The organism is Desulfobotulus mexicanus (assembly GCF_006175995.1).
GTDB lineage: Bacteria > Desulfobacterota > Desulfobacteria > Desulfobacterales > ASO4-4 > Desulfobotulus > Desulfobotulus mexicanus.
In genome coordinates this window covers 69,536-83,853 of the sequence record NZ_VDMB01000003.1, presented here as the reverse complement: position 1 = coordinate 83,853, position 14,318 = coordinate 69,536, and the positions used below count along the sequence as shown (strand labels likewise).

11 protein-coding genes are annotated in these 14,318 nt (G+C 49.8%); 10 read left to right on the top strand and 1 reads right to left on the bottom strand.

The annotated features are described in order from the left end of the window. The first annotated feature begins 53 nt into the window (after positions 1-53). Positions 54-1,829 (top strand): ARMT1-like domain-containing protein, encoded by a 1,776-nt coding sequence (locus FIM25_RS03765; protein ID WP_246052003.1) that lies wholly within the window; start codon positions 54-56, stop codon positions 1,827-1,829. Positions 1,830-1,874: 45 nt separating this feature from the next. On the opposite strand, the gene FIM25_RS03760 is transcribed toward FIM25_RS03765, so the two are convergent. Beyond that, positions 1,875-2,552, bottom strand: a complete 678-nt coding sequence (locus tag FIM25_RS03760) for a response regulator (RefSeq protein WP_139446461.1) — start codon at positions 2,550-2,552, stop codon at positions 1,875-1,877. 433 nt (positions 2,553-2,985) lie between these two features. On the opposite strand from FIM25_RS03760, the gene FIM25_RS03755 reads away from it, so the two are divergent. The 9 genes from FIM25_RS03755 (at position 2,986) to lipB (ending at position 14,290) form a co-directional block, all read left to right on the top strand. Further along, entirely contained in the window at positions 2,986-3,264 is a 279-nt protein-coding gene (locus tag FIM25_RS03755) for a hypothetical protein (RefSeq protein ID WP_139446460.1), read from the top strand. 185 nt (positions 3,265-3,449) lie between these two features. Next, on the top strand, positions 3,450-3,971 hold the full coding sequence (ispF, locus tag FIM25_RS03750; RefSeq protein ID WP_139446458.1) for a 2-C-methyl-D-erythritol 2,4-cyclodiphosphate synthase: 522 nt from the start codon (positions 3,450-3,452) through the stop codon (positions 3,969-3,971). A gap of 164 nt (positions 3,972-4,135) precedes the next feature. Continuing rightward, positions 4,136-5,551, top strand: a complete 1,416-nt coding sequence (gene cysS / locus FIM25_RS03745; protein WP_139446456.1) for a cysteine--tRNA ligase — start codon at positions 4,136-4,138, stop codon at positions 5,549-5,551. After that, positions 5,548-7,650: an excinuclease ABC subunit UvrB gene (uvrB, locus tag FIM25_RS03740; RefSeq protein WP_139446454.1), complete on the top strand. Its 2,103-nt coding sequence runs from the start codon at positions 5,548-5,550 to the stop codon at positions 7,648-7,650. Before cysS ends, uvrB begins: the two co-directional genes overlap by 4 nt. Positions 7,651-8,041: 391 nt before the next feature. Next, on the top strand, positions 8,042-9,979 hold the full coding sequence (gene uvrC / locus FIM25_RS03735; protein ID WP_246052001.1) for an excinuclease ABC subunit UvrC: 1,938 nt from the start codon (positions 8,042-8,044) through the stop codon (positions 9,977-9,979). Positions 9,980-10,308: 329 nt separating this feature from the next. Beyond that, positions 10,309-10,710 carry a glycine cleavage system protein GcvH gene (gene gcvH / locus FIM25_RS03730; protein WP_139446452.1) on the top strand — a complete coding sequence of 134 codons (402 nt, stop codon included), beginning with the start codon at positions 10,309-10,311 and terminating at the stop codon, positions 10,708-10,710. Between the two features lies 1 nt (position 10,711). After that, entirely contained in the window at positions 10,712-12,055 is a 1,344-nt protein-coding gene (gcvPA, locus tag FIM25_RS03725; RefSeq protein ID WP_139446450.1) for an aminomethyl-transferring glycine dehydrogenase subunit GcvPA, read from the top strand. Further along, positions 12,055-13,518 carry an aminomethyl-transferring glycine dehydrogenase subunit GcvPB gene (gene gcvPB / locus FIM25_RS03720; protein ID WP_139446448.1) on the top strand — a complete coding sequence of 488 codons (1,464 nt, stop codon included), beginning with the start codon at positions 12,055-12,057 and terminating at the stop codon, positions 13,516-13,518. Before gcvPA ends, gcvPB begins: the two co-directional genes overlap by 1 nt. Next, on the top strand, positions 13,472-14,290 hold the full coding sequence (gene lipB, locus FIM25_RS03715; RefSeq protein ID WP_139446446.1) for a lipoyl(octanoyl) transferase LipB: 819 nt from the start codon (positions 13,472-13,474) through the stop codon (positions 14,288-14,290). Before gcvPB ends, lipB begins: the two co-directional genes overlap by 47 nt. The last annotated feature ends 28 nt before the right edge of the window (positions 14,291-14,318 follow it).

Sequence of the window (14,318 nt, the reverse complement as noted above, 5' to 3'; positions counted from 1 at the left end):
GAAGATTCTTATTCATCATCAGTGTCGCGTCGGGCAGGGGAGAATCCGGGTAAATGAATATAGATATGGATATGAAAAGGGAAGTAGCGGATAATCATAAAGCAGCTCAGGCGGCCTGGGAAGCAGCATTTTATATTGAAAATCATCTGGATCATGCAGCCTACCCCGAAGAGGTGGCGCCGCCTGAGCAGGTGGGATTTATGGTGCATACGGCTCCGGAAGAGCGTTATTATCCCTGCTCGGAAAAAATGTATCAGGCCATCATGGGAAGGAATGCCTCGGATTTTCTACAGCAGCGCTATCGGGAAGTGCTGGAACGTATTCTTTACCTTGTGGATGCCTTTATAGAAAAAGAAGATGAGAAAGACTTTCTGAAGGCCCTGATACGGATTAAGTTCCAGCACGAAACCCGGGATGAGCTGATGATTCCATCCCGCATAGAAAAAAGACTTTTCCGGATTTTTCTTAATCAGACAAATATAGTTGATCCCTATCTTGAGGAAAAGTATCTGCGGAATCAGAGGGCAGTTCAGGTTTTGTCTTCAAAGGAATTCAAGGATGCCTTTGATTATGTGGATCTTTCTGCCATGAAAAGGCCTCCTGTTTCTCTGGGAAGAATACGGGATAACCTTAATTCCCTTGAACTCCAACGACTTTTTCTCATGACCGGAGCCAGTGAGCTGTGGCAGGGTGAATCCTGTATGCTTCCTGACAAAGAGGGGTTTCTGGATATTTTTTCCCGTCCTCTGACGGGTGATGTGAAAGACCTTTTCTGTTTTCTGGGGGTTCGGGGTGAATCCTTTCACTGCAGTGATGCGGGAGACAGGAAAAAAATTCTCTGGCTTGCCAATGAAGCCGGTGAAATCATAATGGATTTAAAAATCATCCGTTATCTTGCCCGCCTTGGTCATAAAATTGTTGTGAGTTTCAAGGGTGAACCCATTTTTACCAAGGTCGATTTTGCCGATGTCATGGAAGACAGGGTACTGCAGCAGGCATTGGAAACAGCCCGTATTTTGGGAGATCCTGAAGTCAGTAAGAATGCCCTGGTGGATATTTTAAGAAAAGAAGAAAATATAATTGTGATTTCAGATGGTACAAGGGAAAATGTCAATCTCCTTTTAGCCTGTACTACCTTTGCAAGGGCATTTAAGGAATGTGATCTCATTATTTCCAGAGGTGAAGAGCAGCGCAGGCGCTTTTTTGATACCCATTTCCAGTTTACCCGTCCTGTTTTCAATATCTGCACCATGGAGGGGGGCAGGGTGGATATTCTGCATAAGCCTGCTCCGCAGGACGTAATCCGTTTTTCCCATTTTGATCTGGAGCGCAGGGCTAAGGGCATTATCGGACAGATGAAAGATGCCAGAGAGAACGGTATGGCTGTTATGTTTTACAGCGGTATTATCGGTTCCATACCCGGTAAAATAGATGAAGCCAAGCGGATTATGACGGTTTTCATTGATTATCTGCGAACTCTTTTTGCAAGGACCTTTATCCTAAATCCATCGCAATACTATGAACCCGGAATGGATGCCGATGACCTCATGTATATGTGGGAGATTGTGCAGCGCAGTGGCTATATAGATATATGGCGTTTTCAGACCTACGAGGATATTGCGGAAACCTTTACCCTCCTTGGAGAAAAGGTGCCTCCGGAGTGGGTGGGAAAGGATGCCACCTATTCTACAGGGTGTACCAAGGAAATGCACATTGCCATGGATGTGCTGAAGAACAATCCAGAGATGCAGCTGATGGGACCACCCGCGGAAAAATTCATGCGCCGTAAGGACTATGGGGTGGGCAAGATGCATGACAAAAAACTGTAAGAATTTATGGAGTATTCGTCTGCACAGGCTGTGGAGATTTCTGCCTTATTCTTTCCAGAGATCCACATCAATGAGACCCAGCCGGGCTGCATAGCGTACCAGCTCCATGGTGGAGTGAACATTGAGCTTTTTCATGATGTTGGCCCGGTGATTTTCCACTGTTTTCGGACTGATGCAGAGGCGGTCGCCTATGTCCTTGGGCGTGCTGCCTTCGGCCAGAAGACGCATGACTTCCTGTTCTCTGGGCGTAAGGGAACCGTATTCCGTATCTGTGATCTTGGCTTCTTTTACGGGAAACTGTATGAGCTTTTCCACAACCTGATGGGAAATAGCACTGTCCAGATAATAGTCCCCCCTCATGGCTGTTTCTATACCCTGAATCAGTCGGTCCGATGCGGAATCCTTGGCAATGTATCCGATGGCACCTGCCTGAAAGGCTTCGGCAATATAATCAATCTTGGCATGCATGGACACAATGAGAATACGCACTGGGTGGGAAGCGGCGGTGAGATCCCGGGTGAGCTGTATGCCGTTGATGTCAGGCAGTGATATATCCACAAGCACCAGATCCGGTTTAAGTTCCCTTGCCATGCGCAGACCCTCTTTGCCGGATCCGGCTTCTCCCACCAGTTCAAAGCGTTTGTTTCTTTCAATGATGGATTTCAGCCCTTCACGGAAAAGGGGGTGATCATCAATAATTAGGATACGGATATGGTCTTTCAAAAAATTCTCCCTGATTCAGTTAAAAATAATCCGAACCCTTCCGGTTTTTTTTTGTTTATGCCGTACCGGAAAACAGGAAACGGAAACCCATTATGCCCTGATATGCTCAGAAGATGCTCTTTCATGTAGCATAATTGGCCGACTTTTCAATATTTAATCTTGATCATTTTCTTTTTTTCTGCTTTTGTGTGCCCGCCCTTTCGGTAATGATATCGAAATCATTGTTGTATGAATTTCTTTTTCCCCATGGTTTTTTCACGTATTTCGGGAATCTTTCCCGGAAAAATAGATTTATTTGCCTATGGACATTCCCGGTTTCTTCTGAAATATGAAAACAGGATACATAATGTGTTTTTTGTAAAAAACATTGTTCCATGTCGTTGAGAGCTTTCTTAAAGATAATCCTGAGGACAAAAACGAAGGGAGGTTGCCTATGATTTCTCCTGCTGTTGCCAATTCTGCCGATATATGTGCCACCCTACTCATGAGGCTGACGGGTCAGGGACTTGATCCGGGAGAGGTTCATCGTCTGGTAAAGGACGTGTATGGCCTTCTGAGGGACGGAGGTGCATTTACCCTTGCCGGAATCAACGATGCCCTCACACGCAAGGGGTGGTATCCTGATGTAATGGACACCATGACTCTGGAGCTGCTCATGGTTCTTCTTCAAAGTGAATTTTCCATGCGTATTGAAACCCACACTGTCCACTGAAAAGGCCCACTCCAGACAGACTCTTTTTTCCAGAATTTCTGACTTACCTTATTTCATATTCTTCTTTTATCATCTTACCGGGGTTCATCCCTCCTTCCCTCAGAAGGTTTGCGTCTTTACCTCCGGATCAAGGAAATGTATAAAAACTCCGTAACGGGATTTTTACACCTGTAATGGAGAATATTATGCATCCTTTTGATCTGCGCACTGGCATAGGCAGTGACACCCACCGTCTGGTAACAGGACGCCCCCTTATCCTTGGTGGCGTAAGACTGGACCATCCCATGGGTCTTCTGGGCCATTCCGATGCGGACGTGCTTACCCATGCTGTCTGTGATGCTTTGCTTGGCGCTGCGGGAATGGGGGATATAGGAGGTCTTTTTCCGGACTCCGACCCTGCCTTTAAAGATATTTCCAGCCTGAAACTTCTTGAAATCACAGGCAGTCATCTGAAAGCATCCGGATTTTCTGTTGTGAATATAGATGCCACTGTTTTTGCACAGGCCCCCAGAATTGGTCCGCACCGTAAAGAAATGGAAAAAAATATTGCAGGCTGTCTTGCCATGCCTGCGGATCGTGTGAATATCAAGGCCACAACCACCGAAGGGCTGGATGCGGTGGGCCGTGGGGAAGGCATTTCTGCCACTGCCATTGTCCTGATCTGGCAAGGGGATAAAAAGGATGGTTTGCAAGGCGGTTTGAAATGATTATAATGCGTTTCCGGTTTTGCTTTCGGGCAGGCCGTACAGGGACAGGAGTTTTTTGTTAATGATTCTGGCATGCTCTGGGTATATGGTGGTTGCCCGCAATTTGCTGGTCTTATAATCCCTTCGAATCAGATCCTTTTTTAATCAGCCGGAGAATGAATTTTATGAGTTTACGCATATATAATACCCTGAACCGGGAAAAAGAAATTTTTACTCCCATGGAGGCAGGCAAGGTCAGTATTTATGTCTGCGGTCCCACGGTATATGATTACAGCCACATCGGTCATGCCCGTTCCGTTATTTTTTTTGATGTTATGGTCCGCTACTTCCGGGCCATGGGGTATGGGGTAACCTATGTTCGCAATTTTACGGATGTGGATGATAAGATTATTCAGAAAGCCATTGAAACTGATTCGGATTCTGCCTCGGTTTCCGAAACCTTTATTCAGGCCTTCCATGAGGATATGGACAGGCTCCATGTGCTGCGTCCGGATCTGGAGCCCAGAGCCACCGCCCACATCAGTGACATAATAGATGTGGTTGAGAGTCTCATTGAAAAAGGTCATGCCTATCCCGTGGACGGGGATGTGTATTTTGCCGTGGAAACCTTTGATGGCTATGGGAAGCTTTCCGGAAGAAAACTTGAGGATATGGAGGCCGGCTCCCGTATAGCCGTGGATGAACGGAAGAAAAATCCCCATGACTTTGCCCTCTGGAAGACGGCCAAACCGGGTGAGCCTGCCTGGGAGAGTCCATGGGGTCCGGGCAGACCAGGCTGGCACATTGAATGTACTGCCATGAGCTGCGTTCTTCTGGGTGCCACCTTTGACATCCATGGCGGTGGTAAGGATCTGATTTTTCCCCACCATGAAAATGAGATTGCCCAGAGTGAAGCCGCCACAGGGCAGCCCTTTGCCCGTTATTGGGTGCACAATGGTTTTGTGAATATCAACCATGAGAAAATGTCCAAATCCCTTGGTAATTTCCTCCGGGTTCGGGATGCTATTCGGACCTGGCATCCTGAGGCCATCCGTCTTTTTCTCCTCTCCAGCCATTACAGAAGCCCCATTGATTTTACGGATCAGTATCTGGATGAAGCCGCCCAGAACCTTGATAAGGTCTATGGCCTTTTCCAGAGGGTGGAGGAAAAGGGCTGTACCCTGCCGGAAAACCGGGGAAGCCTCTGGCAGACCTTTTGTGAGGCCATGGACGATGATTTCAATACGGCAAAGGCCATGGGCCTTGTTTATGATGCCATCAGGTCCGCCAACCGTCTTCTGGATGAGGGTTCCGGACCTTCCGTTGAAGAAGCTGCTGTGCTGACAGCGGACTGCAGGGCTGTGGCTGCCGTGCTGGGTATAGGCAATGAAGAGGCTCCTGCCTATTTTGCCGCAAAAAAGGAAAAGGGTCTTTCCAGCACCGGTCTGAATGCAGCTGAGATTGACGCACTGGTGCTGGCCCGCACAGAGGCGAGAAAGCAGAAGGATTTTAAAAAGGCCGATGAAATCCGTCAGCAGCTTACGGACATGGGCGTGGTTCTGGAAGATAAAGCTGAAGGCACCCTGTGGCGGATGGCATGAAAGCGGATCAGAAAAAAAAGTCCCGCAGCTCATTGCTGGCAGTTTCCTCTGAAAAGGGTTCAGAAAAGTCACCTGAGGTTCCGGATTATTCCGGTTTTGATGGTGACTTTCACATTGTATCGGCCTTTGAACCCAAAGGAGACCAGCCTGCTGCCATAGATGCCCTGGTAAGGGGAATCCGGGAGCAGGCCCCCCATCAGGTACTTCTCGGTGTTACGGGTTCCGGTAAAACCTTTACCATGGCCCATGTAATTGCAGCAGCCAAAAGACCAGCCTTGATAATTGCACCCAACAAAACCCTGGCAGCTCAGCTTTTCAATGAGTTCAGGCAGCTTTTTCCCCACAATGCCGTGGAATATTTTGTCAGTTACTATGATTATTACCAGCCCGAAGCCTATATACCTTCCAGTGACACTTACATAGCCAAGGATTCGGCCATCAATGAGATGATCGATAAAATGAGGCATTCCGCCACGCGTTCAGTCCTTACCCGAAGGGATGTCATTGTGGTGGCCAGTGTATCCTGTATTTATGGCTTAGGTGCGCCGGAGGATTATCTGGCCCTGCGGGTGGAGCTTGCAACGGGTCAGGAAAAGGGCAGGGACAGGCTGCTGCGGGAGCTGACCGCCATGCAGTATACCCGCAGTGATCTGGATTTTCACAGGGGAACTTTCCGTGTACGGGGAGACAGGGTGGAGATTTTTCCGGCCTATGAGGAAGACAGGGCTGTGCGTGTGGAATTTTTCGGAGATGAGATCGAAGGGCTTGCGGAGATTGATCCTCTTCGAGGTGAGATTCTAAGGAAAATGCGTACCACCGCAATTTTTCCTGGCAGCCATTATGTGACGGAAAAGGCCACCAGAAAACGGGCCGTGGCTGCCATAGAAGCGGAACTTAAGGAGCGTATTTCTTTTTTACGCTCGGAAAATAAGCTAGTCGAAGCCCAGCGTATTGAGGAAAGAACCAATTATGATCTGGAAATGCTGAGGGAGATCGGATACTGCACCGGCATTGAAAATTATTCCCGTCACCTGACGGGTCGCAATCCGGGGGAGCCGCCGCCCACCCTTTTTGATTATTTTCCCGATGACCTTCTTATTTTTTTCGATGAATCCCACATTGCCGTTCCCCAGGTTGGGGGGATGTACAAGGGGGACCGCTCCCGCAAGGAAACCCTTGTGAATTTTGGCTTCCGTCTGCCCTCCGCTCTGGATAACCGTCCCCTCAGGTTCCCTGAATTTGAGAAAAAAGCAGAACAGGTGATCTATGTTTCCGCAACTCCAGCGGACCATGAGCTGGAAAAGGCAGGCGATCGTGTGGCGGAGCAGATAGTAAGGCCCACGGGCCTTGTGGATCCGCCCATTGAGGTACGCAGTGCCGAGCATCAGGTGGATGATCTCTATGATGAAATCAAGGCCTGTCTGGAGCTGGGGGGCAAGGTTCTGGTGACCACCCTTACCAAGCGCATGGCCGAGGATCTGACGGACTACTATACGGATACGGGTATCCGTGTGCGTTATCTGCATTCGGATATTTCTACTTTGGAGCGGATAGAAATCATTCAGGATCTGCGCATGGATCGTTTTGATGTTCTGGTGGGCATCAACCTTCTCCGGGAGGGACTGGACATACCGGAGGTGGCCCTTGTGGCTATTCTGGACGCAGATAAGGAAGGCTTCCTGCGCTCCGCAAGGTCATTGATTCAGACTTGCGGCAGGGCAGCAAGAAACGTCATTGGCCGGGTGATCATGTACGCAGACCGCATTACTCCGTCCATGGCCAAGTGTCTGGAGGAGACGGGCAGGCGTCGCAGCATTCAGCAGGCCTACAATGAAACCCATGGTATTACTCCGGTATCCACAACCAAGGTCATTGGTTCCATGGCGGTATTCGGTGTGGCCGATGGGGATAGCATAGGGATGGATATGGCTGCGGAAAGTTCTGCTCCCTTTGAGGTGGAGAAAAAAGGTGGGGATCTCAGATCCATCATTGCAGGTCTGGAGGCGGAGATGATGGCTGCCTCCGAGGAACTGGCCTTTGAACGGGCAGCCAGACTTCGGGACAGAATCCGGGAGCTGCGGAGTCTTCAGGATCTCTGATCTTTTTTGAAACGAAGAATTTTTGTAATTGTTCAGCACATTTTTATTCCGAAATTCTAAAGCTGTAATTTCAACAGCTTCGTACTATTGCAAGGCACCCTGGCTATTTGCAAGTGACGTTGCAATCGTTTCGGATCAGAGCTTTGCAGGCCTGTGCGAAAGAAGCGGCAAACTGTCTGAGCCGCCACAAAGGCAGCGTACTAAGGCCTGCTATGGTAATAAAAAAGCTTATCCTGCCTGTGGCGGGGAGTTTTTGCCGATTCCGCACAGGGCAAGAAGCTCTAAGAATAAGATTGCGTCACGGGCAAATAGCTTGGGTGCCTGTGCATCTGTCTGACAGGTATAGCACTTAAAAAAATGTACTGAACATTCAGGGATATTTATCTTTTTCATGGTGATGGATATGGGCGGAGAAGAAGTCAATACAGGCTGTGAAGAAAATACAGAAGCATCCGGTCCATCTCTGCTAATCCTTGAAAAGCTTGCCCAGGTGACCACAGGGCCGGGTGTATATCTGATGAAGGACGGTGAAAACCGCATCCTTTATGTGGGTAAGGCCAAGAATTTAAGGCGAAGACTGGCCTCCTACTTTCAGCGCATGGACCGTCATCCCGTAAAAACCGGGGTGCTGGTGGCAAAAATTGCAGACTTTGACACCATCCTCACGGAAAGTGAAAATGAGGCTCTGCTTCTGGAGTCTACCCTCATCAAGCGTCACCGGCCCCGCTACAATGTCATTTTAAAAGATGACAAGCAGTATCCCTTCCTTCGCCTTGATCTTTCCCATCCCTTCCCAAATCTTACGGTGGTACGCAGAATACAGAAGGATCATGCCCGCTATTTCGGACCATTTTCCTCCGGCGGAGCTGTGCGGGAAACCCTGAAGCTTGTGAACCGTACCTTCCGGCTGCGAACATGCAAGGATACGGTGATGAAGGGACGTTCCCGGCCCTGCCTGAATTATCAGATGGGGGTCTGTATAGGGGCCTGTTGTAAGGAGGTTGATACAGACGCCTACCGCAGAAATGTCCGGGAAGCCGTGCTGGTACTGAAGGGGAAAACACCGGTACTGCTGACCAAGCTGCAAAGGGAGATGAAAAAGGCGGCTTTAGCCCAGAACTTTGAAAAGGCTGCGGAAATCCGGGACAAGCTTTTTGCCCTGGAAAGAACGAGGGAGTCTCAGGTGGTGGTGGCCACGGATCTGGTCGACAGGGATATCCTTGGACGGGCTGAAGTGCCGGGCATGGGGATTTTTACCCTGATGAGGGTCCGCTCCGGACTTCTTGTGGATACCCGTCATTTTGCCTTCAGGGAGACTCTGGCTGATCCGGGAGAGCAGATTGCTTCCTTCATCCGTCAGTATTATCCGGAACAGCCCCAGCCTCCCCGTGAAATCCTTGTTCCTGAAGATCTTGAAGACAGGGAAGCCTTAAGTGAAGCCCTGAACACATGGACGGGAAAGAAGGTGACCATCACAAGGCCTTTGCGCGGTGAAAAGGTGAAACTTCTTGAGTGGGCGAAAAGCAATGCGGAAAAGGAGCTGGAAGAGCGCATGGCTCTGCGTCAGGGGGATGAGGCTGTGCTGGAAACTCTGGCCGCAAAGCTGGGAATGGGAGGCCTTCCGCACCGCATTGAGTGCTTTGATAATGCAAATATTTCAGGTCAGAATCCCGTTACTGGCATGGTGGTATTTATTGATGGCAGGCCGGATAAAAACCAGTACAGACGATATAAGATCCGCCATGTGCCGGAGCAGGACGATTATGCCTATATGAATGAATCCCTGCGCCGCCGTTTTGCTGCTGAAAAGCTGGAAGGCCCCCTGCCGGATCTGCTCCTTGTGGACGGGGGTAAGGGTCAGCTGAACATTGCCATTGAAGTTCTTAAGGATATGGGGGTTTTTGGAAGTTTCCATGTGGCGGCCATTGCCAAGATGGATACGGAAAAGGGAGAAAGCGAAGACAAGATTTTTATCCCTGGCCGCATGAATCCGGTGAATTTCGGAAAAGATCCGCAAGCCCTTTTTCTTCTCATGCGAATCAGGGATGAAGCCCATAAAACCGCCGTGGGTTTTCACAGAAAACAGAGAAACAAAAGTACACTTCACTCCAGACTTGACGGAGCGCCGGGTGTTGGACCGAAACGTAAAGCTGCTCTTCTTTCCCATTTCGGAAGTTTCAAAAAGCTCCTTGCCGCACCGGTGGAAGATATAAGTAGCGTTGACGGATTCAGTCCGCAGAGTGCCCGCAGGCTGTATGAGTTTCTGCACAGCAGTGAGCTTGCTGAGGCTGGTTTTAAGGGTATTGGCGTTACAGGTGAGGATGTGTAGTTTGAATATAGACTTCAAAGTATCATCTGAGTTTAGTGTGGACTGGCTGAGGAAGAGTTGCAGGTGGGTTGCTATGCTTTTGATATAAAAAAACAGTGACCGGAACTTACAGAATTTAAACATGTGGTCTATACAATGGAAGGGTAAGGATTCAGATTTTTCAGCTCTAAATTGTGTAAGGTTCCCCTGTGGGCCTCTTTTTTCATCTTTGGACAAGGCCCAAAAGAATGGATTGGGATTGAAAAAGGTTTTTTCGGCTAAACATTCTGTTGTTATACATTGTATATATATGGTTCAGGGTATCAATCAAAATTTAGAGAGGTTTGAAAATGAAGGAAATCAAAGATCTTATTGTACCTGAAAACTTAAGCTACACCGATGCCCATGAGTGGATGGACAAAGATGCAACACCTTCCCGCATGGGCATTACGGATTATGCCCAGGATCAGCTTGGGGATGTGGTCTTTGTGGAGCTGCCTGAGCCGGGAACCCGCCTTGAAAAAGGGGAAGTCTGTGCAACCGTTGAGTCCGTCAAGGCGGTCAGTGAAATCTACATGCCTGTTTCCGGAACGGTTACCGGTGTGAATACAGAGCTTGAAGACCGCCCGGAGCTTGTCAATTCTTCGCCCTATGGGGATGGATGGATTCTTGAAATCAGCGCGGATGATCCAGCAGCTCTTTCCGTTCTGATGGATCACAGGGCTTACCTTGATATGTTGAAGGGACTTTAAAATGCGCTATCTCCCGCATACCGAGGAAGATGTGGCGGCCATGCTGGAAAGGATAGGGGTTTCTTCCGTAGAAGATCTTTTTGCAGGGATTCCTGAATCCTGTAGGTCTCTCCGGTCCATGGATCTGCCCCGGCCCCTTTCGGAATGGGATCTGATTGCCCGCATGGAAAGCATGGCTGCAAGCATATCCGGCGGAGCTTCCCATTCTGTTTTTCTGGGGGCAGGAAGTTATTCCCATTACATTCCCGCCCTGATTCCCCAGCTGCTGGGCCGTTCTGAATTCACCACGGCCTATACGCCATACCAGCCGGAGGTCAGTCAGGGAACCCTGCAGGCCATCTTTGAGTACCAGACCCTTACGGCAAGGCTTTTAGGCATGGATGTGGCCAACGCTTCCATGTACGACGGAGCATCCGCTCTGGCAGAAGCCCTGCTCATGGCCATCCGCCTTGGAAAGGGAAGGAGGAAGGTGGCCCTGTCTTCGGCCATTCATCCCCATTACAGACAGGTGGTTGCTACCTATTTTTCCCCTACGGAATTTGAAGTCATAGAGCTGCCCTATGATCCTGAGACGGGAGTCACGGATTTAAGCACTCTGGCAGATATCGGGGATCTGGCTGCCATTGCCCTGCAGAGTCCCAATTTTTTCGGTTGCATAGAAGACCTTCAAAGGGCCGCAGACCTTGCCCACGGAGAAAAGGCCCTGCTTGTGGCCTGTTTCAGTGAGCCGCTGGCCTTTGGTCTTATAAAAAATCCCGGAATTCAGGGGGCGGATATAGTCTGCGGTGAAGGTCAGAGCTTAGGCATTCCCCAGAGTTTTGGCGGGCCGGGGCTGGGGATGTTTGCCTGCCGCATGGCCCATGTTCGCAATCTGCCGGGCCGGGTGGTGGGTCAGACAAAGGATATGGATGGAAAAAGGGGGTTTGTGCTAACCCTTTCCACTCGGGAACAGCATATCCGAAGGGAAAAGGCCACGTCCAATATCTGTTCCAATCAGGGTTTGTGTGCAACGGCGTCGGCCATGTATATGGCCTGTCTGGGAGCTACGGGTTTCAGGAAGCTGGCGGCCCTGAACAGGGATAAGGCTGCCTATCTGAAAAAAAGGCTTGAGACTGCAGGGTTTACTCCCCTTTTTAAAAGCCCTGTTTTCAACGAATTTTGCCTGAAGGCACCGGAAGGTTTTTCAAAAATCCGGAAAAAGCTGATGGAAAAGGGCATGGTGGCTGGGCTGGGCCTTGGAGAATTTTATCCTGAACTTGAAGGGACTTTTCTTTTCTGTGCTACGGAAACCGCATCCGCAGCATCCATGGACAGGCTGGCAGATGCTATTCGGGAGGAAATATAATGACAGGGGATTATGCATCAACGGGTCTGGTTTTTAAAGAATCTCTGCTCTGGGAGAAGGGAAAAAAGGGACGCATGGCCTTTTCCATGCCCCTTTCCGATGTACCATCCGCAGAAGAGCTGCCCTGCGCCATGGCAGGGGATGGGCCGGATTTTCCGGATCTCTCTGAACTTGAGGTGGTGCGCCATTACACCAGGCTTTCCCAGTGGAACTATGGCGTGGATTCGGGCATGTATCCTTTAGGTTCCTGCACCATGAAGTACAATCCCAAGATCCACGAAAAACTTGCGGCCCTGCCGGGTTTTGCCACAGCCCATCCCCTTTTGCCGGAAAGCTTAAGTCAGGGAGCCCTTGGTCTGATGTTTGAACTTCAGGAAATGCTGAAGGCCATCACAGGTCTGGATGCAGCAAGTCTTCAGCCCGCAGCCGGTGCCCATGGAGAGCTGTGCGGCATGATGCTCTTTGACGCCTTCTTCAAAGCCAGAGGAGAAAAAAGAACGAAAATCATTATTCCGGATACGGCCCATGGGACCAACCCGGCCTCAGCCGCCCTTTGCGGTATGAAGCCTCTGCCCTTGCGATCCGGTCCGGATGGCATTCTGCACGCAGAAGATGTGGCTGCCCTGATGGACGAAAACACCGCAGGCATCATGATCACCAATCCCAATACTTTAGGGCTTTTTGAAACCAACTTTGCGGCCATTGCGGCCATTGTCCATGAAAAGGGCGGTCTTGTTTATTGTGACGGAGCCAACATGAATGCCGTCATGGGCTATGTGGATATGAAGCGCATGGGTGTGGATGTGGTGCATTTCAATCTGCATAAAACCTTTTCCACTCCCCATGGCGGAGGCGGACCCGGAGCTGGACCTGTCTGCGTTACCCGTGAGCTGGAGCCCTTTCTTCCCGTCCCCCGTGTTGTGAAAAGGGGTGAAGGATATGTGCTTGAAACGGATTTCCCCGAAAGTATAGGTCGTCTCCATGCCTTTTACGGCAATTTTGGGGTGCTGCTGAAGGCCTGGGCCTATATAAGGAGCCTGGGAGGGGATCTGAAAAGGGTAAGTGAGCTGGCTGTTCTGAATGCCAATTACATCCGGGAAAGCCTTAAGGATGATTATGATCTTGCCTATGAAGGCATTTGTATGCACGAGTGCGTGTTCTCTGATAAGGGTTTGAAAGCTTTTGGTGTAACGACCCTTGATGTGGCCAAGCGTCTCATTGATCTGGGCTTTCATCCGCCCACCGTATATTTTCCTCTGGTTGTCTCCGGTTCCATGATGGTGGAACCCACGGAAACCGAAAGTGTGGAAGAGCTGGATCGCTTCATTGAAGCCATGAAGCGTATCCGGAAAGAGGCGGAATCCGAGCCGGAGACCCTGCTTCAGTCCCCTTCCAGAACCTTTGTAAGGCGTCTTGATGAAACAGGTGCAGCAAGAAATCCCTGCCTTTGCGGAGGCATGTGAACAGGAATTTTCTGTTAAGGATCTGGGGCTGATTTCCTGGGAGTCGGCCTTCTGTCTGCAGCAGCAGGTACTGGAGGAAAAAAGGGCATCGATTAAGGCTGCTTCCGGGATTAAATATACCCGAAAATTGAAACCTCACTCCGCCCCTAGCTTCGATAGCCCCAGCCAAGACCCAGAGGGGGACAAGAGGCATCTTTATTTCAGGAATTGGCCTAAATCTGAAGATGTCCTTTTTCTGCTGGAGCATCATCCGGTATTTACTCTGGGGAAGAGGGGAGGGGAAAGTTTTTTCAGGCTTTCTTCCGAGGAGATCCGGGCCAGAGGTGCTGCCATTGTACGCACGGACAGGGGTGGGCTTGTGACCTATCACGGGCCGGGGCAGCTGGTGGTTTATCCTGTCTTTGATATTCAAAAAAAAGGTTTTGGGGTAAGGGGCTGGGTGGATTTTCTGGAAAGGGTGATGGTGGACTGTGCAGCCCGTATGGGAGTCATGGCCCATGGCAGGGAGGATGCCAGAGGACTATGGGTGGAAAACCGTAAGCTTGGCAGCATCGGCGTTGCGGTAAAAGGGGGAGTGAGTCTTCATGGTCTGGCCCTGAATGTTTCCATGGACCTTGAACCTTTTTCATGGATCAGTCCCTGCGGCCTTGATGTTTCTATGGGTTCATTGCAGGAGGAGCTGGGAGTGCCCGTATCCATGGATGATGTGAAAAGGGAAATGGTGATGGCCTTTACCCGTGGGCTGGAAGATCACCGGATGAAAAATCTGTGAATAATAGAAGAAGAATTAATTGTTCTGA

Excerpts from the sequence above, each read along its gene's own strand:
- FIM25_RS03765 (WP_246052003.1), top strand. The coding sequence starts at position 54 with ATGAATATAGATATGGATATGAAAAGGGAAGTAGCGGATAATCATAAA.
- ispF (WP_139446458.1), top strand. The coding sequence starts at position 3,450 with ATGCATCCTTTTGATCTGCGCACTGGCATAGGCAGTGACACCCACCGT.
- uvrC (WP_246052001.1), top strand. The coding sequence starts at position 8,042 with ATGGTGATGGATATGGGCGGAGAAGAAGTCAATACAGGCTGTGAAGAA.
- gcvPA (WP_139446450.1), top strand. The coding sequence starts at position 10,712 with ATGCGCTATCTCCCGCATACCGAGGAAGATGTGGCGGCCATGCTGGAA.
- cysS (WP_139446456.1), top strand. The coding sequence starts at position 4,136 with ATGAGTTTACGCATATATAATACCCTGAACCGGGAAAAAGAAATTTTT.
- FIM25_RS03755 (WP_139446460.1), top strand. The coding sequence starts at position 2,986 with ATGATTTCTCCTGCTGTTGCCAATTCTGCCGATATATGTGCCACCCTA.
- gcvH (WP_139446452.1), top strand. The coding sequence starts at position 10,309 with ATGAAGGAAATCAAAGATCTTATTGTACCTGAAAACTTAAGCTACACC.
- uvrB (WP_139446454.1), top strand. The coding sequence starts at position 5,548 with ATGAAAGCGGATCAGAAAAAAAAGTCCCGCAGCTCATTGCTGGCAGTT.
- lipB (WP_139446446.1), top strand. The coding sequence starts at position 13,472 with ATGAAACAGGTGCAGCAAGAAATCCCTGCCTTTGCGGAGGCATGTGAA.
- gcvPB (WP_139446448.1), top strand. The coding sequence starts at position 12,055 with ATGACAGGGGATTATGCATCAACGGGTCTGGTTTTTAAAGAATCTCTG.